Consider the following 25532-nt stretch of genomic DNA (forward strand, 5'->3'; position numbering starts at 1 on the left):
GGGCGGCTACGGGGGTATTTTTTTGGCACACTCGGCGTGTCTCAAAAATGAGTACCTTTAACCGACAGGAGTGCCCATGGCCAGCCCGCCCGAAAGAAGCCCGAATCGCAAAGCGCCCGTCGCGCACAGGGTTTCGTCCAGCCGCCCAGAACACCACCGTGATGTGGTCAATCGCCTCAAGCGCATCGAGGGCCAGGTGCGTGGCCTGATCGACATGGTCGAGAGTGGGCGCGGCTGTGAGGACGTGGCCCAGCAGATGGCGGCCGCGCGCAAGGCCATGGACAAGGCCTTCTACCGCATGATGGCCTGCTCGGTGATGGAAGCGGTGTCGGTATCGGACTCGGAAATGACCACATTTCGCGAAGTCGAGCGTTCCACACGAATTCTCGAAAAATACGCCTAAAGCATTCATTCGACAACGCCGCGAACGCCCCAGCGCGATGGGTGGCGGCGGGAATCAATCGCAGGCCACTTTGGCATCAATGGCGCGGCCGCAACGCCCTACCATGGAGCACGATTTTTCAGGAGATTCGTCCCATGGCTTTGCAGCTTTACGTCGGCAACAAGAACTATTCGTCCTGGTCCATGCGCCCCTGGGTGCTCATGAAGCAGGCGGGCATCCCGTTCGAGGAGGTCATGGTCCGCTTCGACTCCTTCGACCCCGACTCGGCCTTCAAGAGGCGCCTGCGCGAAGTCAACCCCCTGGGCAAGGTGCCGGTGCTGGTCGACGATGGCTTCGTCATCTGGGACACGCTGGCGATTGCCGAGTACCTGGCCGAACGCTTCCCCGAAAAGCAGCTGTGGCCGGCCGATGTGAAGGCCCGGGCGCGGGCGCGCAGTGTCTGCGCCGAGATGCACAGCGGCTTCAGTGCCCTGCGCAACCACTGCCCGATGAACATCGAAGCCTCCCTGCACGACACCGGCCGCCTGATCTGGCGCGACCAGGCCGGTGTGCGCGCCGATGTCGCGCGCCTGTGCGGGTTGTGGAGCGAGCTGCTCACGGCGCAGCCGGCCGGTGGCCTGCTGTTCGGCGACTTCAGCATCGCCGACGCCTATTTCGCGCCGGTGTGCATGCGCATCCGGACCTACGGCCTGCCCGTTCCCGCCGACCTTGAGGCCTATGTGGCGCGGGTGAGTGCGCTCCCGGGCGTCAAGGCCTGGGTGGATGAGGCGCTGGCCGAGCACGACTTCATCGCTTTCGACGAACCCTACCGGCTGGGCCGCTGACGCGGGCTCGGCCCCGGTTGCGGCGCTCTACACTCGCCGCATGAAGACCTATCTCGTGGGCGGTGCGGTGCGCGACGCGCTGATGGCACGCGCCACCGACACGCCCGCCACCTCGCATGTGGACCGCGACTGGGTCGTCGTGGGCACCACGCCCGAGGCCATGGCGGCGCGGGGCTTTCTGCCGGTGGGGCGCGACTTTCCGGTCTTCCTCCACCCCGAAACGCGCGAGGAGTACGCGCTCGCACGCACCGAGCGCAAGACCGCACCGGGCTACCACGGTTTCGCCTTCCACACCGCAGCCGACGTCACACTGGAAGAAGACCTCGCGCGGCGCGACCTCACCATCAACGCCATGGCGGTGGCCGAGGACGAGGCCGACCACCCGGACATCGCCACGGTGATCGACCCGCACGGCGGCCAGCGGGATCTGCGCGCGCGCGTGCTGCGCCACGTCACCGGCGCATTCGCCGAGGATCCGGTGCGCATCCTGCGGCTGGCACGCTTTGCCGCACGCTTTCCCGACTTCACGGTGGCGCCCGAAACGCTCGCGCTGATGCGCCGCATGGTGGCCGACGGAGAGGTCGATCACCTCGTGGCCGAACGGGTCTGGCAGGAGCTCTCGCGCGGACTCATGGAACAGCGCCCCAGCCGCCTGTTCGAGGTGCTGCGCGACTGCGGCGCGCTCGCGCGGCTGCTGCCCGAGGTGGATCGACTCTGGGGCGTGCCCCAACGGGAGGAACACCACCCCGAGGTCGACACCGGCGTGCACCTGATGATGGTGCTCGACATGAGCGCGCGCCTGGCCGCGCCACTCACCGTGCGCTTTGCCTGCCTGTGCCACGACCTGGGCAAGGGCACGACACCGGCGGACGTGCTGCCTCGCCACATCGGTCACGAAGAACGCAGTGCGCGCCTGCTCAAGGGCGTTTGCGAGCGCCTGCGCGTGCCGACGGAGTGCCGCGAGATCGCCGATGTGGTGGCGCGCGAGCACGGCAACATCCACCGCAGCGAATCGCTCAAGGCCGAGGCCCTGGTGCGGCTGCTGGAGCGCTGCGATGCGCTGCGCAAACCGGCGCGTTTTCTCGACGTGTTGCTGGCCTGCGAATGCGACGCACGCGGCCGTCTGGGTCTGCACGACCAGCCCTACCCGCAGCGCGAGCGCCTGACCCGCGTGCTGAGCTGGGCACAGTCCATCGACAGCGCCAGCGTCGCCGCCCGCGCCCAGGCGGAGGGTCTGTCGGGTCCGCGCGTGGGCGAGCGGATCCAGCGCGCGCGCGGCGCCGCCGTGGCACAAGGGCTGGACCACACCGCTCCCCGCGACAAAGGCGCAGCCGATTGAGCGCCTGCCGCGTGCGTCAAGCGCGGCGCGAGTCCCGCACCCGGGCGGTGGGTCAAATCGGCGCAAGACCCTGAGCACCTCAGGGTCTGTTACGGTACGGCGCTGATGAGCACCTTACCAAGACTGCTGGCCGACCGGTCGGCACTGTTTCTGGACTTCGACGGAACGCTCGCCGAGCTGGCCCACCGGCCGGATGCGGTGCGCGTGCCCCCGGCCCTGGTGGACCTGCTGCACAAGCTGCATCAGCGGCTGGATGGCGCGCTCGCCCTGGTCACCGGCCGGGCACTCGACGACCTCGGGCCCATGCTCGCCACCCCCTGGCCGTGGGCGGCGGCGTTCGAGCACGGCGCCGTGCGCCTCTCGCTCCAGGGCGGCGTGGCCGGCACCTCGCGGCCCGCAGGACTGTCGCGGGCCATCGCGGCGGCGGAACAACTCGTGAGCCGCCACGACGGCCTGCTGCTGGAGCGCAAGCAGACCTCGATGGCCCTGCACTACCGGCTCGCGCCCTCGCTCGCCGTGCTGTGCGAGGACACGCTGGCGCGCGCCATCGCCGACGAGCCCGGGCTGCAGCTGATGCGTGGCAAGGCGGTGGTCGAGGTCAAGGCAGCCGCGGTGAACAAGGGCGTCGCCATCGATGCCTTCATGCGCGAGGCGCCGTTCGCGGGCCGTGTGCCGGTCTTTGCCGGCGACGACGTGACCGACGAAGCCGGCTTCGACGTGGTGCAGCGCCTCGGCGGCATCGGCATCAAGGTGGGCGACGGCCCGACGCGCGCGCGCCACCGCTGCGCGCACCCCGAGGCCCTGCGCGCCTGGCTGGCAGACAGTTTGCTTGCATCCAGCACCACGCCATGAACCCCACCCCCGGATTCGCCCCCCCCGCGCCACCCTCCCTCTCGCTGGGCGTGGTGGGCAACTGCGCCATCAGCGCGCTGATCGATCCTCACGGTCGCGTCGTCTGGAGTTGCCTGCCCCGCTTTGACGGCGACCCGGTGTTCAACGCCCTGCTCGGTGGCGAGGGCGCGGAGCAAGGCTCGTTCGCGATAGAAATCGAGCACCTGGCCGAAGCGCGCCAGCATTACGAGCCCAACACAGCGGTGCTGACCACCGAGCTGTGGGACCGCGAGGGCAACGGCATCGCGATCACCGATTTCGCGCCGCGCTTCCTCGCGCGCGGGCGCTATTTCCGGCCCATGCAACTGGTGCGCCGGGTGCGCCCGCTCAAGGGCGCGCCGCGCATCCGCGTGCACCTCGCGCCGCGCTTCGACTGGGGACGGCAGACGCCCACCATCACCTCGGGCAGCAACCACATCCGCTTTGTCGGCGACAACCTCACGCTGCGCCTGCACACCGACGCCTCGGTCAGCCACGTGCTCGCGCGCACGCCCTTCCTGCTCACGCGCGAGCACAACTTCCTGCTCGGCCCGGACGAGACCATGGCCGACGGCATTGGCGACACCGCGCGCCACTTCGAGCAGGAGACGCTGGCCTATTGGCGCGGCTGGAGCCAGCGCCTGGCGCTGCCACTGGAGTGGCAGGACGCGGTGATCCGGGCGGCCATCACGCTCAAGCTCTCGCTGTTCGAGGACACCGGCGCCATCGTCGCCGCCATGACCACCAGCATTCCCGAGGCACCGGGCACCCAGCGCAACTGGGACTACCGCTACTGCTGGCTGCGCGACGCCTTCTTCGTCGTGCGCGCACTCAACAGCCTGGCCGAGGTCGGCACCATGGAGGACTACCTGCGCTGGCTGGCCAACGTGGTGGTGGGCGCGGGCGGCGGCCATGTGCAGCCGCTGCACGGCATCGGGCTGGAACGCGAGCTGCCCGAGAGCATCTGCGAAACGCTGCCCGGCTACCGCGGCATGGGGCCGGTGCGCGTGGGCAACCAGGCGCAGGAACATTTCCAGCACGACGTGTACGGCAACATCGTGCTGGCGGCGGCACAGTCCTTCCACGACAGGCGCCTGCTGCGCCCGGCCGGGCTGGCGGAGTTCGAGCGGCTCGAAGGCGTGGGGGAGCAGGCGCTGCGCGTGCACGACCAGCCCGACGCCGGCATGTGGGAGCTGCGCACCCGCGCGCGCGTGCACACCAGTTCCGTGCTGATGTGCTGGGCCGCCTGCGACCGCCTGGCCAAGATCGCGCGCACACTGGAGCTGCCCGGCCGCGCCACCTACTGGGCGAACCGGGCCGATGCCATGCGCGAGCGCATCCTGCGCGAGTCCTGGAGCGAGGAGCGCCAGGCCTTTGCCGAGAGCTTTGGCGGGCGCGATCTCGACGCCAGCGTGCTGCTGATGGCCGAGGTCGGCCTGATCGATCCGATGGACCCGCGCTTCGTCTCCACCGTCGAGGCGCTGGAGGCACATCTCAGCGACGGCCCGTTCATGCGGCGCTACGAGGCCGCCGACGACTTCGGCAAGCCCGAGACCGCGTTCAACATCTGCACCTTCTGGCGCATCGACGCGCTGGTGCGCATCGGACGGGTCGACGAGGCGCGCGCCATCTTCGAGACCATGCTCGCGGCGCGCAACCCGCTGGGCATGCTCTCGGAAGACACCCACGCCGCCACCCGCGAGATGTGGGGCAACTACCCACAGACCTATTCCATGGTGGGCATCATCAACGCCGCCGTGAGGCTCTCCGCCCCCTGGGATTCGGTGATCTAGATGGGCCGCCTCGTCGTCATCTCCAACCGCATCGCCGACCCGCGAAAACCGGCCTCGGGCGGGCTGGCCGTGGCGGTGGGCCAGGCCCTGGAGGCCTCGGGCGGGCTGTGGTTCGGCTGGAGCGGCAAGATCGTGGAGGACGGCACCCCGGGCGAAGGCGAGCTGCACCTGCAGACGGCGGGCAACGTGCAACTGGCCACGGTGGATCTCAGCCGTGAGGACCACGACAGCTACTACCTCGGCTACAGCAACGGCGTGCTGTGGCCGGTGTTCCATTACCGGCTGGACCTGGCCGACTTCGACGCCGGCTACATCGGTGGCTACCGCCGGGTGAACCACATGTTCGCGCGCAAGCTGGCCAACCTGCTGCGGCCCGACGACGTGGTCTGGGTGCACGACTACCACCTGATGCCCCTGGCCGCCGAGCTGCGCGCCATGGGCTGCCGCCAGCGCATGGGCTTCTTCCTGCACATTCCGCTGCCACCGCCCCTGATCCTGGCGGCCGTGCCCGAGCACGACTGGCTCATGCGCACGCTCTTCGCCTACGACCTCGTGGGCCTGCAAAGCGAGGCCGACGTGGCCCACTTCTCGCGCTACGTCGGCACGGAAACCCCGGCCGACATCCTGGGCGAACACGAGTTCCGCGCCTACGGCAAGACCCTGCAGGTGCAGGCTTTCCCCATCGGCATCGACGTGGACGAATTCCAGGCGCTGGGCCAGGGCCGCGAATCGCAGGACATGTACGCGCAGATGAAGGGCGAGTACTCGCGCCGCCGCCTGCTGCTGGGCGTGGAGCGCCTGGACTACTCCAAGGGCCTGCCGCAGCGGCTCAAGACCTTTCGCCAGTTGCTCCAGACCTACCCCGAGAACGTGGGCAGTGCCACGCTGATCCAGATCGCCTCGCCCAGCCGCGAGTCGGTCGACGCCTACGCCGCGCTGCGCCAGGAGCTGGAGAGCCTGTGCGGCGCCATCAACGGCAACTTTGGCGAGCTCGACTGGATGCCCGTGCGCTACATCCACCGCAACGTCGCGCGCAAGCGCCTGCCAGGCCTGTACCGCGCGGCCAGCGTGGCGCTGGTGACGCCGCTGCGCGACGGCATGAACCTGGTGGCGAAGGAATTCGTGGTGGCGCAGGACCCGGACGACCCCGGCGTGCTGGTGCTCTCGCGCTTTGCGGGCGCGGCCGAACAGCTGGCCGAAGCCCTGATGGTCAACCCCTACGACGTGGCGCGCACGGCCGAAACCATCCAGCGCGCGCTGCAGATGCCGCTGGACGAGCGCCAGCGCCGCCACCAGTCGCTGCTCACGCGCGTGCGCGAGCAGGACGTGCACTGGTGGCGCGAGCGCTTCCTCAACGCGCTCGCCAACGTCCCCGCTCCCTGAACCCCTCGCCGCGGGCGCTGGCCGTGAGGCCGGCGCCCGCTTTGCCTTTTCGCCATTTTCGAGAGGACCTTTCCATGAACGAACAATTCATCGACATCGCCACCCGCTGGTGGGCCAGCTTCGGCGGGTTGGCCACGGTGGCCATCCGCATCACCGTCATCCTCGTGGCCGCCTGGCTGCTCACCCTGGTGCTGCAGCGTGCGGTGCGCACCCTGCGCGAGCGCATCGCCAGCCGCCTGGACGACCGCGAGGCCTACAAACGCGCCGAAACCCTGGGGCGTGTGGTCCGCTACCTGGTGGCGGTGGTCGTCAGCCTGATCGCCGGCATGCTGGTGCTCGCCGAACTCGGCGTCTCGGTGGCGCCCATCCTCGGCGCCGCCGGCGTGGTCGGTCTGGCCATCGGTTTTGGCGCGCAAAGCCTGGTGAAGGACTACTTCACCGGCTTCTTCCTGCTGCTGGAGAACCAGATCCGCCAGGGCGACGTGGTGCAGGTCGGCGACCACTCGGGCGTGGTCGAGGTCGTCACCCTGCGCTACGTGCAGCTGCGCGACTACGATGGCAACGTGCACTACGTGCCCAACGGCACCATCAGCACGGTGATCAACATGACGCGCGGCTTCAGCAACGCGGTGATGGACATCGGCGTGGCCTACCGCGAGAACGTGGACGACGTGATGGCCGTGATGAGCGACGTGGCCGCGCAGATGCGCTCGGACCCGGCCTGGAGCCAGAAGATCGAAGCCGACCTGGAGATCGCCGGCGTCAACAGCCTGGCCGACTCGGCGGTGGTGATCCGCTGCCGCTTCCGCTGTCAGCCGCTGGAGCAGTGGGGCGTGCGGCGCGAATACCTGCGCCGCGTCAAGTCGGCGTTCGATGCCAAGGGCATCGAGATCCCCTACCCGCATCTCACCGTGTACGCGGGCCAGGACCGCGAGGGCCAGGCGCCCGCCTTCCACCTGCAGCAACCCGCGGCCACGCACTGATTCCCAGCGCCGCGCTGGGCCATCGCACGCCGCACTGGCGCGGCGGGGGCGGCTGTGCCACGATGTGCGGCACAGCATCCCCACCGCCATGGCCACGCCCAACCCCCTCAACCGCACGCTGGCGGACGGCATCCGGCAGGTGGGCTTTCGCAAGTGGTATGAGCGCGAACTGCTCTCCAGCCACGCCCACATGGCGCTGGCGCTGTTCGCCGTTGTGGCCCTCATCGCCAGCTTCGAGGCCTTTCAGGGCGCCAGCGCCAACGACAAGCTGATCAACACGGTCTTCGTCGTGGTGTGCGCCACCGTGTCGCTGTGGGCACTGCGGCGCTACCTCTACCTGCTCATGCACGCCGAGGAAATGGCCAACCAGGCCAACTGCGCACAGTGCCAGGCCTACGGCATGCTGCAGTTGCAGGACGCCGCGCCACGGCAGACCACCGCGCCCCCGAAACTGCTGCCGGTGTGCTGCAAACGCTGCGGCTTCCGCTGGAACCTGGAAGACAACTGAGCGCGACAGCGCAACGACCCGCGCAGCGGCGGAGCGTGGGGGCACCCGGTTTCACCGCCGGGCCGCCCCAAGGTGAAACAGCCCCCTCGGGGGGCAGCGACCCGCGCAGCGGTGGAGCGTGGGGGCACCCGATAATCAGCCGCATGGCACACCTGCTGATCGTGGAAGACGATGAACTCCTGCTCGACGGGCTGAGCGCCCAGCTCATGCAGGCGGGTCACCGCATCACCACCGCCCAGGACGGCCAGATCGCACTGGATCGGCTGCAGGCGGGGGCCTTCGACGGCGTGGTGCTTGACCTGGGACTGCCCCGGGTCGATGGCCTGACGGTGCTGCGCAGCCTGCGCCAGCGCCTGCCGGCACTGCCGGTGCTGGTGCTGACCGCGCGCGACGGGGTGGAAGACCGCGTGGCCGGGCTCAACGCCGGCGCCGACGACTACCTCACCAAACCCTTCAACCTCGACGAGCTGCAAGCCCGCCTGCAGGCCTTGCTGCGCCGCGCCAGCCTGCCCGCCTTCGGCGCCAGCGCGGCCCCCGCCGCCACGCCCGCACCCAGTGCGCTGCGCCTGGAGCCCCACCCGCCGCGCGCCTGGCTGGGCGGCGAAGCCATCGACCTCACCCAGCGCGAATGGACCCTGCTGGACCTGCTGCTGCGACACGCGGGTCAGGTGGTCAGCCGTGAGGACGTGTTCGCCGCCTGGCAAGCCGAGCCCGGCGAGTCCGGCGGCCTGGCATCCAACGCGCTGGAGGTCTACGTGCACCGGCTGAGGCGCAAGTTCGCCGGTTCGGCGCTGAACATCCGCAACATCCGCGGCCTGGGCTACCTGCTGGAGACAGGCGGTGCCTGAGGCTCCGCAATGAGCCCGCTGCAACCGTCGCGCCTGTCGCTGCGCCGCCAGCTGCTGCTGTGGCTGCTGCTGCCACAGCTGGTGCTGTGGGCCGGCGGCGGCCTGCTGACCTACCGCATCGCCCTGAGCTACGCCGAGAAAGCCATCGACCAGTCGCTCACGCAGTCGGTGCGCGCGCTCGCGCGCCAGGTCAAGCCCATCGGTTCGGGGCTGCTGATCGATTTCCCGCGCGCCGCGCAGGACGTGCTCGCGCAGGACCCGGAGGACCCCCTGAGCTACCTCGTGAGCTCACCCCCCGGCAAGTTCCTGCTCGGCAACCCGCGCCTGCCCGAGCCACCAGCGCCACTGGCGACGGTGGGCGAACCCATGCTCTATGGCGCCACGCTGGACGGGCGCCCGATGCGCATCGTCGCGCTGGACGTGAGCTACGGCGAAACCGACGCGCCGCAGACGCTGAGGGTGCAGGTGGCCAGGGGCACGGCGACGCAGCAGCGCATTGCGCGCGAACTGGTGGCCGACCTGCTCGCACCGCTGCTGGCCATCGGCGTGCTGCTCAGCCTGCTGGTGTATGGCGGCATCCGGCGCGGCCTGGCACCGCTCAAGCGCCTGACCGGCCAGCTGGAGAACCGCTCGGTGAATGCCCTCTCCCCCATCGGCATGACGCAGGCGCCCAGCGAGGTGCACGCGCTGGTGCAGGCGATCAACGGCCTGCTGGGCGAGGTCGAGCGCAGCGTGCACCAGGAGAAGCGCTTCATCAACGACGCCGCCCACCAGCTGCGCACGCCACTGGCCGGGCTGATCAGCCAGGTGGAACTGGCGCAGCGCGAAACCACCGACCCGGTGATCACCGCGCGCCTGGGCAAGGTGCTGACGGGCGCCGAGCGCAGCGCCCACCTGGTGCACCAGTTGCTCACGCTCGCGCGCACCGAGAGCACGGCGCGGCGCGAGCCGCTGGACCTGGCGGCGCTGGCGCGCGAGGTGGCGCGCGAATGGACACCGCGCGCCGTGGCCGCCGGCGTGGATCTGGGCTACGAGGGCGAGGAGCACGCGAACCTGCAGGGCGACGCGCTGCAACTGCGCGAGGCCATGGCCAACCTGATCGACAACGCCCTGCGCTACACGCCGCGCGGCAGCACCGTCACGCTGCGCGTGCGCGCGCTGGAGAACGGCGCCACGCTGGCGGTGGAGGACAACGGGCCCGGCCTGAGCGACGCGGACATGGCGCATGTGTTCCAGCGCTTCTGGCGCGCCAGCGAGCTGCCCGGTGGCTGCGGCCTGGGCCTGGCCATCGTGCGCGAGATCGCGCGCCGCCATGGCGGGGATGCGCGGGTGGAACGGGTGAACCCCCGGGGGCTGCGGGTGGAACTGCGGCTGGGCTGAAGCTACCGCCGCGTGCCAGCGCTCACCCCAGCCGCTGCCCCGTGGCCGGGTCGAACCAGTTCAGGTGCAGCGGCTGCACCTCCAGCCCGACCCGTTCGCCCGGCGCCACACGCAGCTGCGGCGCGGTGCGCACCGTCACATCGCCGGCGGCGGTCTTCACGACCACGTAGGTGTCGGCGCCCGTGGGTTCGACCACGCTGACCTCGCCGCGCCAGGGTGCGCCGTCGGCCAGCGTGATGTGTTCAGGCCGCACGCCCATGAGCGCCTTTGCGCGCGGCGCGCCGGGGCAGGCCAGCGGCAGGTCGGCGCCGGCGACGCAGAAGCCGCGCCCGGCCGCGGCCACGGCTTCGCCTTCGATCAGGTTCATGGTCGGTGAACCGATGAAGGTGGCGACGTAGGTGTTGGCCGGGCGGTTGTAGATCTCGTCGGGCGTGCCGAGCTGCTGCAGCACACCGCCCTTCATGACCGCGATGCGGCTGCCCAGCGTCATGGCCTCGATCTGGTCGTGCGTCACGTACACACTGGTGATGCCGCTGGCCTGGTGCAGTCGCTTGATCTCGGCGCGCATCTCCACGCGCAGCTTGGCGTCCAGGTTGGACAGCGGCTCGTCGAACAGGAACAGCTGCGGCTGGCGCGCCAGCGCGCGCCCCATGGCCACGCGCTGGCGCTGCCCGCCCGAGAGCTGGCTGGGCCGGCGGTCGAGCAGGTGCTCGATCTGCAGCATGGCCGCCACCTCGCCGATGCGGCGCTGGCGCTCGGCCTTCGGCACCTTGCGCATCTCCAGCGCAAAGCCGATGTTGTCGGCCACGCTCATCGTCGGGTACAGCGCGTAGCTCTGGAACACCATGGCAATGTCGCGCTGCGCGGGCGGCACGCCCACGACGTTGCGCGCGCCGATGCGGATCGCCCCGTCGGTGGGCTCTTCCAGGCCGGCGATGATGTTGAGCAGCGTGGACTTGCCGCAGCCCGAGGGGCCGACGAGGATCAGGAATTCGCCCGGCGCCACGGCGATGTCGATCTGCTTCAACACCTCCACCGCCTTCTCGCCCTTGCCGAAACACTTGCGCACGCCCTGGATGTCGAGTGCCGATGCCATGGAAATCCGTCCTTAACCTTTGACCGCGCCGGCCGTGAGACCGCGCACGAAATAACGCCCCGCGAGCACGTACACCGCCACCGTCGGCAGCGCCGCGATGAGTGCGCCGGCCATGTCCACGTTGTAGGCCTTGACGCTGCTGGTGGTGTTGGCCAGGTTGTTCAGGCCCACCGTGACGGGTTTGGAGTCGGCGCCGCTGAAGGCCACGCCGAAGAGGAAGTCGTTCCATATCTGGGTGAACTGCCAGATCAGCGTGACCATGACGATGGGCGTGGACATCGGCAGGATGATGCGCAGGAAGATCTGCCAGAAGCCCGCACCGTCGAGTCGCGCGGCCTGCAACAGCTCGCCGGGCACCTGGGCGTAGTAGTTGCGGAAGAACAGCGTGGTGCTGGGCAGGCCCGCCAGGCAGTGCACCAGCACCAGCCCGGCGATGCTGCTGGACAGCCCCAGCCAGCCCAGCACCTGGCTCATGGGCAGCAGCACCACCTGGAAGGGCATGAACACGCCGAACAGCAACAGGCCGAAGAAGACTTCGCTGCCGCGGAATTTCCACAGGCTGAGCACATAGCCGTTGAGCGCGCCCCAGGCGGTGGAGATCAGCACGGCGGGAATCGCCATCCAGACCGAGTTCCAGAAGAAGGGCTGCAGGCCACGGCAGTCGGCGCCGGTGCAGGCACTGGACCAGGCCGTGGCCCAGGCCGAGAAGTTCAGGCCGCCGGGGGGGCTCAGCAGGTTGCCGTTGCGGATTTCGTCCGCGTCCTTGAGCGAGGTGGCGAGCATCACGTACAGCGGCGCGAGAAAGAAAGCCGCGCCCACCAGCAGCGTGGCCATCAGCAGTGCGCGGCCCCAGTTGAAGCGCCGGGTGATGCGCCTATCGGTCATGGGGTTTGCTCCGCAGTTCGCTGTAGAGATACGGCACGACGATGGCCGCGACCGTGGCCAGCATGATGGTGGCGCTGGCCGCGCCCAGGCCGATCTGGCCGCGCGTGAAGCTCATCGCGAACATGAAGGTGGCGGGCACGTCGGTGGCGTAGCCGGGGCCGCCGGCGGTCAGCGCCATCACCAGGTCGAAGCTTTTGATCGCCAGGTGCGCGAGCACCATCAGCGTGCTGAAGAACACCGGGCGCAGCGCGGGCAGCACGATGCGCCAGTAGATGCGCGGCAGCGAGGCGCCATCGATCTGCGCGGCCTTGATGATGCTGTCGTCGATGCCGCGCAGCCCGGCCAGGAACAGCGCCATGGTGAAACCGGCCGACTGCCAGACGCCGGCGATCACCACGCAGTAGATGGCCATGTCGGACTGCACCAGCCAGTCGAAGGTGAAGCTGGTCCAGCCCAGGTCCTGCACCAGCTTCTGCAGGCCGTCGCTGGGGTTGAGGATCCACTTCCAGGCCGTGCCGGTGACCACGAAGGACAGCGCCATCGGGTACAGGTAGATGGTGCGGATGACGCCCTCGCCGCGCACCTTCTGGTCCAGCAGGATGGCCAGGAAGATGCCCAGCGCCATCGCGATGCCGACATACAGAAAACCAAAGATCGCCAGGTTCTTCAACGCCACCCACCAGCGGTCCATCTCCCACAGGCGCGCGTACTGCGCCAGCCCCACCAGCTCGTAATTGGGCAGCATGCGCGAGGCCGTCACGGAGAGCAGGCCGTTCCAGGCCATGAAGCCGTAGATGAAGGCCAGCCCCAGCACGAAGGCCGGGGCCAGCACCAGGCGCGGCAACACGGTGTCGAACGAGCGCGCGCTCACGGTCGGGGCCCGGGTCCGGTCGGGGTCAGTTGTTCTTCGCCGCCGAAGCGATGCGCTTCATGGCCTCGGGCACGGCCATCTTGTCGTCGTTCCAGAACTGGCTCACCACGTCCTTGATCGCGCCCTCGGCCGCCGGGCTGATGGCCATGCCGTGCGCCACCGAGGGCACGAGGCCACCGGTCCTGGCGGTGTCGACGAAGTCCTTGCTGGAGAGCCGGGCGCAGTCGTCGAACTTGTCCATCTTCATGTTCAGGCGCACGGGGATGGAGCCCTTGTTGAGGTTGAACACCTCCTGGAAAGCCGGGCTCATGATGGCCGCGGCCAGGTCGGCCTGCGCCTTCTGCGCGCCCGCGTCCTTGAGCTTGTACATGGCGAAGCTGTCGACGTTGAAGGTGAAGGCGTTGGCCGTGCCCGGCGCGGCGGCGCACAGAAAATCCTTGCCCGGCACCTTGCCCGCCGCCATGAACTCGCCCTTGGCCCAGTCGCCCATGAACTGGAAGCCCGCCTTGCCCTGCATCACCATCGCGGTGGCCAGGTTCCAGTCGCGCCCGGGCGCGGCCGGGTCGGTGTAGCCCTTGATCTTGCGGAACGTCTCGAGCGACTTGGCCATGGTGTCGCTGGTGAGCGCCTTGGGGTCGAGCTTGACGAAGGCGTCCTGGTAGAACTTCGGCCCACCCACGCCCAGCACCACGGACTCGAAGGTGGTGAAGTCCTGCCAGTTCTGGCCGCCGTGCGCCACCGCGACCAGGCCGGTGGCCTTGATCTTGTCGGCCGCCGCAAAGAATTCGTCCAGCGTTTTGGGCATGGCCGCGACGCCGGCCTTCTTCAGCACCTCGGGGTTGGCCCAGACCCAGTTCACCCGGTGCACATTGACCGGCGCGGCCACGTAGCTGCCCTTGTATTTCATGACATTGGCCACCACGCCGGGCAGGTTGGCGTCCCACTGCTCGGCTTTGGCGACCGCGTCGAGGTTGGCCAGCACCCCTTCGGCCGCCCATTCCTGGATCGCTGGGCCCTTGATCTGCGCCGCCGCCGGTGGGTTGCCCGAGACCACGCGGCTCTTGAGCACGGTCATGGCGTTGTCGCCGCCGCCACCGGCCACGGCGAAATCCTTCCAGGTGTGGCCCTTGCCCTGCATCATCTTGCGCAGCTCGGCGGCCGACTTGGCCTCGCCGCCGGACGTCCAGTAGTGCAGCACCTCCACTTCGCCGGCCACGGCGCTGGAGAGGGCGGCAGCGGCCAGGGCCGCGCTCAGCAATTGGTTGAGTTTCATGGGTGTCTCCGTGCAGGCCCTCGGCCCGTTGGTGTGTGAATCGGCCCTGGCGGGTGGCGCCAAGGTCATTCATTTTTCATTAATTAATGAAACGTGGCATCCGGAGAAACCCGACATGGGGCGCCCGCGAGGCGCCGCTCGGGCTCAGCGCGCCCCGTCCAGCGCCCGTGCCGCCCCCAGCAGCGCCGGCGACTGCTTCGAGGTGATCACCCAGACCGGGATGCCATCCAGGTAGGGTTTGAAGCGGCCCTTGGTCTCGAAGCGCTCGCGAAACGGCGAGCGGTCGAACCAGGTGCCCAGCCGCGGCACGATGCCGCCGCCCACGTAGACCCCACCGCGCGCCCCGAGCGTGAGCGCCAGATTGCCCGCGACCGAACCGAGCATGGCGCAGAGGATGCCCAGGGCTTCGAGCGCCTGCGGCTGGCCCGCGTTGAGCGCGGCATCGCTCACCTCGGCCGCGGTGTCGATCTCGCCCACGGCCACGCCGTCGGCCTCGCAGAGCAGCGCAAAGGTGTCGAGCAGCCCCTGGCCGCTGCACACGCGCTCGGCCGAGGCGTGCCCGTAGCGGCGCACCAGGCCGTCCATCACCACGCGCTCGCGCGGCGTGGCCGCCGGCAGTGTGACGTGACCCCCCTCGCCTTCGAGCGGTACCCAGCCCCCGGCGCCATCGGGCAGCAGGCCCGAGACGCCCAGGCCGGTGCCCGCGCCCACCAGCGCGCGGGGCGCGTCGGCCCGTCCCGCGCCACCACCAACCTGGCGCAACTCGTCGGCCGGCAGGTCGGGCAAGGCGAGCGCGAGCGCGGTGAAGTCGTTGAGCAAGCGCAGCGTGCGCAGGCCGAACTCAGCCTTCATCGCTGCTTGCGAAAACGACCAGTGGTGGTTGGTCATGCTGACCTGGTCACCGGTGATGGGGTTGGCGATGGCGATGGCCACCGCGCCTGGCTTGCCCCGGCCCAGGCCGTCGAGGTAGGCGCGCAGTGCGGCCTGCAGCGTGGGGAAGTCGGCGCCCGGCAGCACGCGCACGTCGGTCAGTGGCGCACCCGGGCCAGCCTGCCAGGCAAAGCGCGCGTTGGTGCCGCCCACGTCGGCCACCACGCGGTGGGGGTTGTGCGCGGCAGGGGAATCGGGGTTCACGGCAGGCCTCCTGTGCAGGGGCGGCCCCGGTCCGGCGGACAGGGCCTCGGGAAAGCGCGGGATGATAGCCCAGGCCCGCGCCGCCGGGGCTCAGGCCGACCGCTGCGCGCGCGCCCAGCGCGCGATGTCGGCCGCGCCCATGGCACCGGCCTGGCGCGCCACCTCGCGCCCGCCCACGAACAGCGCCAGCGTCGGGATGCTGCGGATCTGCAGCCGCGCGGCAAGCGCCTGTGCTTCCTCGGTGTTCACCTTGGCCAGCCGCATGCCCGGTTCGAGCTCGCGCGCGGCCTGCTCGAAGGCCGGCGCCATGGCGCGGCAGGGTCCGCACCAGGGGGCCCAGAAATCCACGAGCACCGGCAGTTGCGAGCGCGCCACGTGTTTCTGGAAGCCGGCTTCGTCCAGCGCCACCGGGTGGCCGTTGAACAGCGCTTGATGGCATTTGCCGCAGTCCGGCGCCCGGCCCAGCGCCTCGCGCGCGACACGGTTGGTGGTGTGGCAATGGGGACAGACAACGTGCGGGGTTTCGGTGGTCATGCGGGGCTCCGGGACAGCAATGGCTTGCAGATGGCCACCGACGCGGCCATTTCAAGGCACCGGCGCCTCCTGCCGCGAGGGGCTCAGATCAGGTAGCCGATCAGGCCGGCCAGCATGCTCAGCACAATGGTGGTGGCAAACGGCAGGTTCCAGTCGCGGCCAAAGGCCTTGAAGCGCACATCGCCCGGCAGCCGGCCGAAACCCAGCCGCTGCAGCAGCGGCGTGAACCAGCTGATGAGCAACAAGGCCAGGAAGATGACGATCATCCAGCGAATCAAGAGCCGTTCCCCTTCACAGCCTGTGCGTGCGGTCACCCGCGCTGAAACCGATGGGTACCCAGCCCGCGCTGCTGGCCGACGGGGCCAGCGCGATCACCTTGAACAGCTCGCCCATTTCGTGCTCGTTCACCAGCCGCTGCATCAGGGCGTTGTGCTTCGCGTCGGCGTCGCGCGCCTGATCGATCAGCCCGCAGTTGAGCAGGAAGCGGCCCTGGCTGGTGTAGCCGATCACGTCCAGGCCGGCGTGCTGCGCGGCCAGGGCGATGCCCGTGAAGTTCACGTGGGCGGTGATGTCCTTTTCACCCACATCGCGCAGGGGATCGTCGTCGCTGCGGTGCGCGCGGTGGCAGATCAGCGTGCCCGCGCTGCGCTGCGGGTGGTAGTACTCGGCCTCGGGAAAGCCGTAGTCGATCAGGAAGGCTGCGCCGCGCCACAGGCGGTCGGCCAGGGTGCGCACGAAGGCCTCGGCCTGGGGGTGGATCTCGGTAACGTAGTCGTGCTCCCCAGGCACCTCCAGCGGCGGGCGCAGCGCGGTGGCGCGGTCCACCCAGGTGAGGACACCGGCCGCGTCCTGCGCGACGCCGCGCTCATGCCAGACGCCGTTCACGCGCGCGAGCAGTTGCACCGGCATGGCGTCGAGCACCTCGTTGCCCAGCACCACGCCTTCCATGCGGTCGGGCAAGGCATCGACCCAGTGCACAACGTCCGCGTGCGCGGCCAGCGTGGCGCGCTGGCGCTCGCGCAGGCTGCCCGACAGGTCCACGATGGTGTAGCGCCGCAGCGGCTGGCCCAGCGCGGCCAGCGCCTCGATCACCTGCCGCGCCAGCGCGCCGGTGCCGGCGCCGAACTCCCACACGGCGTCGGTGCCGGTGGCGGCCAGGGCCTGCGCCACCTGGCGCGCCAGCGTCTGCCCAAAGAGCGGCGTGAGCTCGGGTGCGGTGACGAAGTCGCTGCCGCTGCCGGGCAGGTGGCCGAACTTGGGCGTGGCGTTGGCGTAATAGCCGAGGCCGGGCTCGTACAGGGCGATCGCCATGAAGCGGTCGAACGGCAGCCAGCCACCGGCCTGGGCGATGGCCGCGCCCACCCGTGCCTGCAGGGGGCTGGTCGTTAAACTCTCGGGTTCTGTTGCCATGGGGGTTTGCACCCCCGGATTGTCCTTCATGCCCAGCGACGCCCCCGCCTTTCCGGCCGCCCCCGCGCGCACCGTGCTCGTCACCGGCGCGGGCCGGCGCCTGGGCCGCGAGATCGCGCTCACGCTGGCGCAGGCTGGCTGGAACGTGGCGGTGCATTACCGGCTGTCCGCGAGCGAAGCCCAACAGACCGCCGCGGACTGCACGCTGCGCAGCGGTCGCGATGGCAGCGCGCAGGCGTTCTTCGCGGACCTCGGCGACGAATCCAGCGTGCGCGCCCTGCTGCCCGCCGTGGTGGCGCACTTCGGCGCCGTGGATGCCGTCGTCAACAGCGCCTCGACCTTTGAGCACGACAGCGCCAGGACCTTCAGCTTTGCCGCGCTGGAACAGCACCTGCGCGCCAACACCGGCGCGGCCGTGCTGCTGGCGCAGGCCCTGCACGAGCACAGCGAATCCCGCAACGCCGAGGACGCTGCGGTGGTCAACCTGCTGGACCAGAAGCTGTGGAACATGAACCCGGACTTCTTCAGCTACACGCTGTCCAAGGCGGCGCTGGAAGCCGCCAACACCATGCTGGCGCTGGCGCTGGCCCCACGGGTGCGCGTGGTCGGCGTGGCACCCGGCCTCACCCTCACCAGCCACCTGCTGAGCGACGAGAAGTTCGCCGAACTGCACCGCCAGTCGCCGCTGGGGCGTTCGTCCACGCCGCAGGACGTGGCCGACACCGTGGCTTTCGCACTGTCCAACCGTTCCATCACCGGCACCACGCTGCTGGTGGACGGCGGCCAGCACCTGATGCGCTTCGAGCGCGACTTCTCGCTGATGTAACCCGGTGCCCCATCCATGAACGCCAACGCCGCCGCCGGCACCCAGATCCTCACGCTCACCGGCCTGCGCTTCAACGCCAACCTGGGCATCCTCGACCACGAGAAGTCCACGCCGCAGCCGATTCAGGTGGACGCCGAGCTCAACCAGGGCACGCAGCCGCTGCTGCCGCACGACGACGACATCACCCACGTGCTCGACTACCGCAAGGTGCGCCAGATCATCATCGACGAGTGCACCGCCGAGCACGTCAACCTGCTGGAGAGCCTGATCGGCAAGCTCACGCGCCGGCTGATGCAGTTGCCCGGCGTGATCGGCGTGCGGGTGAAGATCGCCAAGCTGGAAATCTTCGCGGATTGTGAAGTGGCGATCCGGATGGAGAGCGGGCAGTGGTGAGGCGCGCTGCACCCGTTCAGGTGTGCACCGGCCCTTCGGGCGAGAACCGGTAGCCCACACCGGTTTCGGTGAGCAGCCAGCGCGGTCGCGAGGGGTCGGCTTCGATCTTCTTGCGCAGATTGCCCATGTGCACGCGCACGTAGTGCGCGTTGTCCGCGTGGACCGGTCCCCAGAGTTCCTGCAGCAGCTGGCGGTGGGTAATGACACGGTCCGGGTGCGACGTCAGCCGCAGCAGCAGGCCGTATTCGATCGGTGTGAGGTGCACCTGTTCACCGTCGCGCGTGACGCGCCGCCGCGCGCGGTCGATGGCGATGTTGCCAAAGCTCAGCAGGGCTTCGTCGGCGCCCGCGTGGCGGTTGCGCCGGCGCAGGTGGGCGCGGGTTCGCGCCAGCAGTTCGGCCGAACCAAAGGGTTTGACGAGGTAGTCGTCGGCACCCACGTCCAGGGCGCGCACCTTGTCGTTCTCGGTTGAGCGCGCCGACAGCACGAGCACGGGTGAAGAGGACCAGCTCCGGAAGGCGCGGATGAAGTCCACGCCGTCGCCGTCGGGCAGCCCCAGGTCCAGCACCACCAGGTCCGGGCGGCGCACGCCGGCTTCGATGAGCCCGCGCTCCAGCGTGGCGGCTTCGGTGACTTCGTGGCCCTCGGATTCGAGCGCCAGGCGCACGAAGTGGCGGATGTCGGCTTCGTCCTCGATCACCAGGACCCGGGCGCCCGGCGTGGCTTGGGGGGATGGCACGGTCAGGGGCTCCTTGAAAGCAGGGTCGCTTCGGCCGGCATCTCGGGGGGCGTGGCACGCGGGAAGACGATGACGAACCGGGCACCACCGCCCTCGCCGGCTTCGGCCCGGATGCGGCCGCCGTGGGCTTCAACGACAGCGCGGCACAGCGCCAGACCCAGCCCCACGCCAGGCGTGTTGCTTTCGCGGTCGCCGCGCTCGAACTTGCGGAACAGGTCCTGCGGCCGGTGGGTGCCGAAGCCCGGGCCGTCGTCGCTGACGCTGAGCCAGAGCTCGTCGGGGTGGCAGGCCGCGGCGATGGTGATCGTCGAGCCAGCGGGGGTGTACCGGGCTGCGTTTTCCAGCAGGTTGACCAGCACGCGCTCCATCAGCACGGCGTCGAACCGACACAGGGGCATGTCGTCCGGCACCCGGATGTCCAGGTGGTGGTCGGCCAGGGACGGCTCGCAGGCCGCCACCGCCGTCCCGATCACCTCCTCCACCGGCAGCCATTCCAGGCGCAGCCGCACCGCGCCCGACTCCACGCGGGCCATGTCGAGCAGGTTGTTGACCATGGCGCTCATGCGCCGCGCCGAGCCCGCAATGGATTGCGCGATGCCCGCCTGCTGCGGCGTCGGCAGGGGTCGCGTCAGCGCGAGCGATTCGGCCAGCCCCACCAGCGAAGCCAGCGGGGTGCGCAGGTCGTGCGAGATCGCCGACAGCAGCACGTTGCGCAAGCGCTCACCTTCAACATCCACGGCGCTCGCGCGGGCCACTTCCACGTAATGGATGCGTTCGAGCGCGCTGCCGATGAGCGCGGCGCAGGCGTCGATCAGGCGCCGCTCGCCCTCGCTCCAGGGGAGTGCCCCCGGGCGCTGCAGCACCATGGCACCGCGGACGGCCATGGGTCCCCGCAGCGCGACCACCATCGCCCCTTCGACCGGCCATCCGGATGGGTCCTGGCGCGCGCCGGCCATCGCCTGCATCGCCCGCGCCTCCAGCGCGGCCGGCACCGCGGCAGGCGATACCTGCGCCGCGTCGGGGTTGCGCACCCACAGGCTGGCCTGGGCCCCCAGCTGCACCAGCAGGAAGTGCCGGGCGACCTCGTCGACCTGCTGCACCGTCAGCGCCGTGCCGAGTTCGCGCGAGATGTCGTAGAGATGGCGCACGAGCGCTTCGCCATCGGCGGCGGCGCGCGCCTGCGCCCGCAACGAGGCGGTGAGGTGGCCCACGATGAGGCCCACCAGCAGCATCACCACCAGCGTGAAGACCAGGCGCTCGTCGGCCACCGCCAGCGAGAAGCGCGGTGCCACAAACACCACGTTGAAGAACAGCACCGACAGGCAGGCCGCGAGCACCGCCGGGCCGCGGCCGAAACGAGCGCCCGACAGCACCACCGCCAGGATGAACAGGAGCACCAGGCTGGCGGTGTCCAGCGTGTCCGCCAGCGGCAGGCCGATCAGGGTCGCGGCGGTGCAAATGGCCGCCGCGCCGAACCAGGCGCTCCAGCCCACCGCACCGGGCCTGCCGGCGGGCGCTGCGGGGGCGTGTGTGGAAGCGGTGCTCATCACCCGTCGACTGTAGGCCAAGGAGGAGGTCACACGGCGTGGGGAGCGGCCAACACCGCATCAAGGAAGCGACAAGACTGGGGCTCCCGGCATCAAGAACGCATCAAGACGCGCCGGCCCCTGCTCCAGCGGCGTGGGGCGGGCCAAGAATCGCGGTCCAGTCGATTCCTCGCCGCCCATGCCCCGTCACCTGCCCCACCCCAGCCGGGCCGTCGCCCTGCTGTTCCTGCTGCTGATCGCCGTGGGCACGGTGCTGCTCATGCTGCCGCTGTCGCACGCGGGCGGCGGGTCCGCGCCGCTGCTCACCGCCTTGTTCACCGCGGTCTCCGCCGTGTGCGTGACCGGCCTGGTGGTGGTGGACACCGGCAGCTACTGGTCGCCGTTCGGGCAGGTGGTCGTCATGGCGCTGTTCCAGCTGGGCGGCTTCGGCCTGATGACCGCGGCCGCCCTGCTGGGGCTGATGGTCAACCGGTCCCTGCGGCTGCGCACCCGCCTGCTGACCCAGGCCGAAACCCATTCGATCGGACTGGGCGAGGTGACCGGCGTGGCCCGGGTGGTGCTGATCGTCACGGTGGTGTGCGAGCTGTCGCTGGCCGCGCTGCTGTCGGGGCGCTTCGCGCTCACGCACGCGATGCCCTGGAATGAGGCGCTCTGGAGCGGCCTGTTCCACGCGGTCTCGGCGTTCAACAACGCCGGTTTTTCGCTCTACGGCGACAGCCTGATGCGCTTCCAGCAGGACGCCTGGGTGCTGCTGCCGGTGATGTGCGGCATCGTCATCGGTGGCATCGGATTCCCCGTGCTGCAGGACATCCGCGGGCGCTGGCGCGACCCGCGCCACTGGTCGCTGCACACCAAGCTCACGCTGTCCGGCAGCGCCTTGCTGCTGCTGGGCGGCACGCTGGTCCTGCTGGTCTTTGAATGGTCCAACACCCGCACGCTGGGAGCCATGGGGCTGGGGGACAAGCTGCTCAACGCCGCGTTCGCATCGACGTCGGCCCGGACCGCCGGCTTCAACGCGGTCGACATCGGCGCGCTCGCGCACGAGAGCTGGGCGCTGCACTACCTGCTGATGTTCATCGGCGGCGGCAGCGCGGGCACGGCCGGCGGCGTGAAAGTGACCACCGCCGCCATCCTGCTGTTGCTGGTGGTCGCCGAAATCCGCGGCCGCCCGGACAGCGAGGCGTTCGGGCGGCGCGTGTGCCTGCCGGCGCAGCGCCAGGCCATCACCGTGCTGGTGCTGGGCAGCGCCATGGTGGTGCTGGGTTCGCTGGTGATCCTGCGCGCGACGGACCTGCCCACCGACAAGGTCATCTTCGAGGTCATCTCGGCCTTTGGCACGGTGGGCCTGTCCACCGGCATCACCGCCGAACTGCCGCCCTCGGGTCAGCTCATGCTGATCCTGCTGATGTACGTGGGGCGCGTCGGCACCATCACGCTGGCCACGTCGCTCGCCCTGGGCGAGCGGCGCATGCCCTGGCGTCTACCTGAGGAGCATCCCATTGTTGGCTAAGTTGTTCACCGAGCAGTTCTCGTTTTCCGCCGGCGATTCGGTGGTGGTCGTCGGCCTCGGGCGCTTTGGCGGCGCGGTGGCGCAGTCGCTCGTCAGCATGGGCCACGACGTCATGGGCATCGACCGCGACGCCGAGCCCGTGCAGGCCTGGGCCGACCGGCTCACGCACGCGGTGCAGGCCGACGCCACCAACGTGATGGTCATGCGCCAGCTTGGCGTGGCCGACTTCCGCCACGCCATCGTCGGCATCGGCGACAACCTGGCGGCCAGCCTGATGACCCTGATGGCGCTGAGCGAGCTGGGCATCCCCGACATCTGGGTCAAGGCGCTGACCGATGACCACGGCCGCATCGCCCAGCGCATCGGCGCGCACCACGTGGTCTTCCCCGAAGCCGACATGGGCGAGCGCGTGGCGCACCTGATCTCGGGCCGGATGATGGACTACATCGAATTCGACGACGGCTTCGCCATCGCCAAGATCCACGCGCCGGCGTCCACGCACGGCAGGACGCTGGCCGAGTCGACGGTGCGCGAGCGCCACGGCGTGACCGTGGTCGGGGTCAAGCGGGCCAAGGAAGACTTCCGGCACGCCACGCCCGACACCCGGGTGCTGGCGGGCGACCTGCTGATCGTCTCCGGCCCGACGCGCAAGGTCGAGCAGTTCGCGGGGCAGAAGACGAAGCCCAAGGGCTGAGGCGCGCCGGCCTCCGCTGGGTTCACCGGTCGGCATCAACTAAACTTTGAAAAGTTATCAAAATTTGATAACTAGACGAATTTCAGTAGAATCACGCCCCATGAACCCCATCCGCAACCCCTTCGCGCCTGGCGCGGGTACGCCCCCACCCGAACTGGCGGGCCGCGATGCGCTGCGCGAATCCCTGCGTGTGGCGCTGGAGCGCGCGCGCATCGGGCGACCGGCCAAGAGCGCCATGCTGGTGGGCCTCCGCGGGGTCGGCAAGACGGTGCTGCTCGACCGCGTGCGCGACGACGCGGAAACGGTGGGCATCCACACGGTCCGCCTGGAAGCCCCGGAGGGCCGGTCGCTGCCGGCGCTGCTCGCGCCCCAGTTGCGGCAAGCCCTGCTGCGGCTGAGTCAGTTCGAGGCGGCCCGGGACTTCGCGGTGCGCGGCCTGCGCGCGCTGGCGGGCTTCGCGAGCAAGCTCAAGCTGAGCTACAAGGACATCGAGGTCGGGATCGACTACGACGCCGAACCGGGCCTGGCGGACAACGGCGACCTGGAGCACGACCTGCAGGCGCTGATGGAGCAGGTGGGCCTGGCCGCCAAGGCGGCCAACACCGCGCTGGCCATCTTCATCGACGAACTGCAGTACGTGGAGGAAGCGCAGCTGGCCGCACTCATCACCGCGCTGCACCGCACGGCGCAGCGGCAGTTGCCGGTGGTGCTGGTGGGTGCGGGGCTGCCGCAGCTGCGCGGCCAGATGGGCAACGCCAAGTCCTATGCCGAGCGCCTGTTCGACTTCCCCGAGATCGGCGCGCTGCCCAACGACGCGGCCACGCAGGCGATCGAGAAACCGCTGCACGACGAGGGCGTGACCATCACCCCAGCGGCGCTGCGCGAGGTGCTGCGCCTGAGCCAGGGCTATGCCTATTTCCTGCAGACCTGGGGCAGCCACACCTGGCTGGCCGCCGACGCCAGCCCGATCGGCATCGACGACGTGCGCAAGGCCAGCGTCACCGCCGTCGCCGCGCTCGACGAAGGCTTCTTCCGCGTGCGCTTCGACCGCTGCACGCCCAAGGAGAAAAAGTACCTGCGGGCCATGGCCGAACTGGGTGAAGGCCCGCACCGCTCGGGCGACATCGCGGCCTGCCTGAACGAGAAGGTATCCTCGCTGGCCCCCACACGCAGCTCGCTGATCAGCAAGGGCATGGTCTGGAGCCCCACGCACGGCGACACGGCATTCACCGTCCCCATGTTCGCCGCCTTCATGCAACGCATCATGCCGGGGAACGCCTGGCACGAGCACGAGTCACTCACACGAAGAGAACCGCGATGAACCCCGAACTCGAAAACCACAAACTCGAAAAGCGCCTGTGCCGCGAAGTCGGCCGCGCCATCGTGGACTACAACATGATCGAGGAAGGCGACCGCGTGATGGTCTGCCTCTCGGGCGGCAAGGACAGCTACGGCATGCTCGACATCCTGCAGAAGCTGCAGGCGCGGGCGCCGATCCGCTTCGAGCTGATCGTGGTCAACCTCGACCAGAAACAGCCCGGCTTTCCAGAAGAAGTGCTGCCGGCCTATCTCACCAAGCTGGGCGTGAAGTTCCACATCGAGAACCAGGACACGTATTCCATCGTCAAGCGCGTGATCCCCGAGGGCAAAACCCTGTGCAGCCTGTGCAGCCGGCTGCGCCGCGGCATCCTGTACCGCGTGGCGGGTGAGCTGGGCGCGACCAAGATCGCGCTCGGCCACCACCGGGACGACATCCTGCAGACGCTGCTGCTCAACATGTTTTTCGGCGCCAAGCTCAAGGGCATGCCGCCCAAGCTGGTGAGCGACGACGGCCAGCACGTCGTCATCCGCCCCATGGCCTATGTGGCCGAGAAGGACCTCGCCCGCTGGGCCGAGCTGCGCGAATTCCCCATCATTCCCTGCACGCTGTGCGGCAGCCAGGAGAACCTGCAGCGCAAGCAGGTCGGGCAGATGCTCAAGGACTGGGAAAAGCGCTTCCCCGGGCGCATCGAAAACATGTTCTCGGCGCTGCAGAACGCGGTGCCCAGTCACCTGATGGACCGCCAACTGTTTCCGTTTGAAACGCTTCGTGCCACCGGCGTGGCCAGCGAAGACGGCGACAAGGCCTTCGACGAGGAGCCCCTGCCCTCGCCGGCAGACACCGCGGATGTGAAAGGCACTGCAGCCATGGGGAACGCATCGGGCGCGGCCACGGTCATACCGATTGCCGCCGCGCACTGAACAGCCCTTCAGCGGGCTTCATCCGCGCGCCGTTCCCCCAGGAGGCTT

26 protein-coding genes are annotated in these 25532 nt (G+C 69.6%); 16 read left to right on the forward strand and 10 right to left on the reverse strand.

Going from position 1 to position 25532, the window contains the following annotated elements:
* Nucleotides 1–163: 163 nt before the first annotated feature.
* The 10 genes from AB7P10_RS09695 to AB7P10_RS09740 all read left to right on the forward strand — a co-directional run bounded on the left by AB7P10_RS09695 (nt 164) and on the right by AB7P10_RS09740 (nt 10331).
* Nucleotides 164–403, forward strand: coding sequence for a metal-sensitive transcriptional regulator (locus AB7P10_RS09695; protein ID WP_428293636.1), 240 nt, complete (start codon nt 164–166; stop codon nt 401–403).
* A gap of 134 nt (nt 404–537) precedes the next feature.
* Complete coding sequence (locus tag AB7P10_RS09700; protein ID WP_428293637.1) at nt 538–1227, forward strand: glutathione S-transferase family protein; 690 nt, start codon at nt 538–540, stop codon at nt 1225–1227.
* A gap of 40 nt (nt 1228–1267) precedes the next feature.
* Nucleotides 1268–2566, forward strand: a complete 1299-nt coding sequence (locus tag AB7P10_RS09705; RefSeq protein WP_428293638.1) for a multifunctional CCA addition/repair protein — start codon at nt 1268–1270, stop codon at nt 2564–2566.
* A gap of 105 nt (nt 2567–2671) precedes the next feature.
* Nucleotides 2672–3418 carry a trehalose-phosphatase gene (gene otsB, locus AB7P10_RS09710; protein ID WP_428293639.1) on the forward strand — a complete coding sequence of 249 codons (747 nt, stop codon included), beginning with the start codon at nt 2672–2674 and terminating at the stop codon, nt 3416–3418.
* Complete coding sequence (locus AB7P10_RS09715; RefSeq protein WP_428293640.1) at nt 3415–5229, forward strand: glycoside hydrolase family 15 protein; 1815 nt, start codon at nt 3415–3417, stop codon at nt 5227–5229. The genes otsB and AB7P10_RS09715 overlap by 4 nt, the downstream gene beginning before the upstream one ends.
* Nucleotides 5230–6612, forward strand: coding sequence for an alpha,alpha-trehalose-phosphate synthase (UDP-forming) (gene otsA, locus AB7P10_RS09720; protein WP_428293641.1), 1383 nt, complete (start codon nt 5230–5232; stop codon nt 6610–6612). It begins immediately after the preceding gene.
* A gap of 74 nt (nt 6613–6686) precedes the next feature.
* Complete coding sequence (locus AB7P10_RS09725; RefSeq protein WP_428293642.1) at nt 6687–7595, forward strand: mechanosensitive ion channel family protein; 909 nt, start codon at nt 6687–6689, stop codon at nt 7593–7595.
* An 88-nt stretch (nt 7596–7683) separates the two neighbouring features.
* Nucleotides 7684–8103, forward strand: coding sequence for a hypothetical protein (locus AB7P10_RS09730; protein ID WP_428293643.1), 420 nt, complete (start codon nt 7684–7686; stop codon nt 8101–8103).
* A gap of 143 nt (nt 8104–8246) precedes the next feature.
* Nucleotides 8247–8951 (forward strand): response regulator transcription factor, encoded by a 705-nt coding sequence (locus AB7P10_RS09735; protein WP_428293644.1) that lies wholly within the window; start codon nt 8247–8249, stop codon nt 8949–8951.
* Nucleotides 8952–8960: 9 nt separating this feature from the next.
* Nucleotides 8961–10331, forward strand: a complete 1371-nt coding sequence (locus tag AB7P10_RS09740; RefSeq protein WP_428293645.1) for a sensor histidine kinase — start codon at nt 8961–8963, stop codon at nt 10329–10331.
* A 22-nt stretch (nt 10332–10353) separates the two neighbouring features.
* Here the strand turns inward: AB7P10_RS09740 and AB7P10_RS09745 are convergent, their stop codons facing one another.
* The 8 genes from AB7P10_RS09745 to AB7P10_RS09780 all read right to left on the reverse strand — a co-directional run bounded on the left by AB7P10_RS09745 (nt 10354) and on the right by AB7P10_RS09780 (nt 17534).
* Nucleotides 10354–11427, reverse strand: coding sequence for an ABC transporter ATP-binding protein (locus AB7P10_RS09745; protein ID WP_428293646.1), 1074 nt, complete (start codon nt 11425–11427; stop codon nt 10354–10356).
* Nucleotides 11428–11439: 12 nt separating this feature from the next.
* The gene (locus AB7P10_RS09750) at nt 11440–12261 is read right to left on the reverse strand and encodes a carbohydrate ABC transporter permease (RefSeq protein WP_428293745.1); all 822 of its coding nucleotides are present in this window, start codon (nt 12259–12261) and stop codon (nt 11440–11442) included.
* Between the two features lie 40 nt (nt 12262–12301).
* Nucleotides 12302–13183, reverse strand: a complete 882-nt coding sequence (locus AB7P10_RS09755; protein ID WP_428293647.1) for a carbohydrate ABC transporter permease — start codon at nt 13181–13183, stop codon at nt 12302–12304.
* 25 nt (nt 13184–13208) lie between these two features.
* Entirely contained in the window at nt 13209–14456 is a 1248-nt protein-coding gene (locus AB7P10_RS09760; protein ID WP_428293648.1) for an ABC transporter substrate-binding protein, read from the reverse strand.
* A 144-nt stretch (nt 14457–14600) separates the two neighbouring features.
* Complete coding sequence (glk, locus tag AB7P10_RS09765) at nt 14601–15590, reverse strand: glucokinase (protein WP_428293649.1); 990 nt, start codon at nt 15588–15590, stop codon at nt 14601–14603.
* A 90-nt stretch (nt 15591–15680) separates the two neighbouring features.
* Entirely contained in the window at nt 15681–16124 is a 444-nt protein-coding gene (gene trxC, locus AB7P10_RS09770) for a thioredoxin TrxC (protein WP_428293650.1), read from the reverse strand.
* Between the two features lie 83 nt (nt 16125–16207).
* Nucleotides 16208–16402, reverse strand: coding sequence for a DUF2905 domain-containing protein (locus AB7P10_RS09775; protein ID WP_428293651.1), 195 nt, complete (start codon nt 16400–16402; stop codon nt 16208–16210).
* Between the two features lie 13 nt (nt 16403–16415).
* Nucleotides 16416–17534 (reverse strand): class I SAM-dependent methyltransferase, encoded by a 1119-nt coding sequence (locus tag AB7P10_RS09780; protein WP_428293652.1) that lies wholly within the window; start codon nt 17532–17534, stop codon nt 16416–16418.
* 28 nt (nt 17535–17562) lie between these two features.
* Here AB7P10_RS09780 and AB7P10_RS09785 point away from each other — a divergent pair, with 28 nt between their 5' ends.
* Nucleotides 17563–18360: an SDR family oxidoreductase gene (locus AB7P10_RS09785; protein WP_428293653.1), complete on the forward strand. Its 798-nt coding sequence runs from the start codon at nt 17563–17565 to the stop codon at nt 18358–18360.
* Between the two features lie 15 nt (nt 18361–18375).
* Nucleotides 18376–18753, forward strand: a complete 378-nt coding sequence (locus AB7P10_RS09790) for a dihydroneopterin aldolase (protein WP_428293654.1) — start codon at nt 18376–18378, stop codon at nt 18751–18753.
* Nucleotides 18754–18769: 16 nt separating this feature from the next.
* On the opposite strand, the gene AB7P10_RS09795 is transcribed toward AB7P10_RS09790, so the two are convergent.
* Both AB7P10_RS09795 and AB7P10_RS09800 read right to left on the reverse strand, forming a co-directional pair.
* Entirely contained in the window at nt 18770–19492 is a 723-nt protein-coding gene (locus AB7P10_RS09795; protein ID WP_428293655.1) for a response regulator, read from the reverse strand.
* A 2-nt stretch (nt 19493–19494) separates the two neighbouring features.
* Nucleotides 19495–21039 (reverse strand): DUF4118 domain-containing protein, encoded by a 1545-nt coding sequence (locus AB7P10_RS09800; protein WP_428293656.1) that lies wholly within the window; start codon nt 21037–21039, stop codon nt 19495–19497.
* A gap of 178 nt (nt 21040–21217) precedes the next feature.
* Between AB7P10_RS09800 and AB7P10_RS09805 the strand changes: the two genes are divergently transcribed.
* The 4 genes from AB7P10_RS09805 (at nt 21218) to ttcA (ending at nt 25484) form a co-directional block, all read left to right on the forward strand.
* Complete coding sequence (locus AB7P10_RS09805; protein ID WP_428293657.1) at nt 21218–22549, forward strand: TrkH family potassium uptake protein; 1332 nt, start codon at nt 21218–21220, stop codon at nt 22547–22549.
* Complete coding sequence (locus tag AB7P10_RS09810) at nt 22542–23243, forward strand: potassium channel family protein (protein WP_428293658.1); 702 nt, start codon at nt 22542–22544, stop codon at nt 23241–23243. Before AB7P10_RS09805 ends, AB7P10_RS09810 begins: the two co-directional genes overlap by 8 nt.
* Before the next feature lie 100 nt (nt 23244–23343).
* Entirely contained in the window at nt 23344–24564 is a 1221-nt protein-coding gene (locus tag AB7P10_RS09815) for an ATP-binding protein (protein WP_428293659.1), read from the forward strand.
* The gene (gene ttcA / locus AB7P10_RS09820) at nt 24561–25484 is read left to right on the forward strand and encodes a tRNA 2-thiocytidine(32) synthetase TtcA (RefSeq protein WP_428293660.1); all 924 of its coding nucleotides are present in this window, start codon (nt 24561–24563) and stop codon (nt 25482–25484) included. The genes AB7P10_RS09815 and ttcA overlap by 4 nt, the downstream gene beginning before the upstream one ends.
* The last annotated feature ends 48 nt before the right edge of the window (nt 25485–25532 follow it).

It is taken from the genome of Hydrogenophaga sp. (assembly GCF_050182545.1).
Classification (GTDB): Bacteria; Pseudomonadota; Gammaproteobacteria; order Burkholderiales; family Burkholderiaceae_C; genus Hydrogenophaga.

Bases quoted from the DNA above. Each gene is read 5' to 3' on its own strand.
- AB7P10_RS09740 (WP_428293645.1), top strand. From the start codon at position 8,961: ATGAGCCCGCTGCAACCGTCGCGCCTGTCGCTGCGCCGCCAGCTGCTG.
- AB7P10_RS09700 (WP_428293637.1), top strand. From the start codon at position 538: ATGGCTTTGCAGCTTTACGTCGGCAACAAGAACTATTCGTCCTGGTCC.
- AB7P10_RS09760 (WP_428293648.1), bottom strand. From the start codon at position 14,456: ATGAAACTCAACCAATTGCTGAGCGCGGCCCTGGCCGCTGCCGCCCTC.
- AB7P10_RS09815 (WP_428293659.1), top strand. From the start codon at position 23,344: ATGAACCCCATCCGCAACCCCTTCGCGCCTGGCGCGGGTACGCCCCCA.
- AB7P10_RS09780 (WP_428293652.1), bottom strand. From the start codon at position 17,534: ATGGCAACAGAACCCGAGAGTTTAACGACCAGCCCCCTGCAGGCACGG.
- AB7P10_RS09705 (WP_428293638.1), top strand. From the start codon at position 1,268: ATGAAGACCTATCTCGTGGGCGGTGCGGTGCGCGACGCGCTGATGGCA.
- ttcA (WP_428293660.1), top strand. From the start codon at position 24,561: ATGAACCCCGAACTCGAAAACCACAAACTCGAAAAGCGCCTGTGCCGC.
- AB7P10_RS09800 (WP_428293656.1), bottom strand. From the start codon at position 21,039: ATGAGCACCGCTTCCACACACGCCCCCGCAGCGCCCGCCGGCAGGCCC.
- AB7P10_RS09750 (WP_428293745.1), bottom strand. From the start codon at position 12,261: ATGGCCACGCTGCTGGTGGGCGCGGCTTTCTTTCTCGCGCCGCTGTAC.
- AB7P10_RS09730 (WP_428293643.1), top strand. From the start codon at position 7,684: ATGGCCACGCCCAACCCCCTCAACCGCACGCTGGCGGACGGCATCCGG.
- otsA (WP_428293641.1), top strand. From the start codon at position 5,230: ATGGGCCGCCTCGTCGTCATCTCCAACCGCATCGCCGACCCGCGAAAA.
- trxC (WP_428293650.1), bottom strand. From the start codon at position 16,124: ATGACCACCGAAACCCCGCACGTTGTCTGTCCCCATTGCCACACCACC.
- AB7P10_RS09715 (WP_428293640.1), top strand. From the start codon at position 3,415: ATGAACCCCACCCCCGGATTCGCCCCCCCCGCGCCACCCTCCCTCTCG.
- AB7P10_RS09745 (WP_428293646.1), bottom strand. From the start codon at position 11,427: ATGGCATCGGCACTCGACATCCAGGGCGTGCGCAAGTGTTTCGGCAAG.
- AB7P10_RS09735 (WP_428293644.1), top strand. From the start codon at position 8,247: ATGGCACACCTGCTGATCGTGGAAGACGATGAACTCCTGCTCGACGGG.
- AB7P10_RS09725 (WP_428293642.1), top strand. From the start codon at position 6,687: ATGAACGAACAATTCATCGACATCGCCACCCGCTGGTGGGCCAGCTTC.
- AB7P10_RS09785 (WP_428293653.1), top strand. From the start codon at position 17,563: ATGCCCAGCGACGCCCCCGCCTTTCCGGCCGCCCCCGCGCGCACCGTG.
- AB7P10_RS09805 (WP_428293657.1), top strand. From the start codon at position 21,218: ATGCCCCGTCACCTGCCCCACCCCAGCCGGGCCGTCGCCCTGCTGTTC.
- otsB (WP_428293639.1), top strand. From the start codon at position 2,672: ATGAGCACCTTACCAAGACTGCTGGCCGACCGGTCGGCACTGTTTCTG.
- AB7P10_RS09790 (WP_428293654.1), top strand. From the start codon at position 18,376: ATGAACGCCAACGCCGCCGCCGGCACCCAGATCCTCACGCTCACCGGC.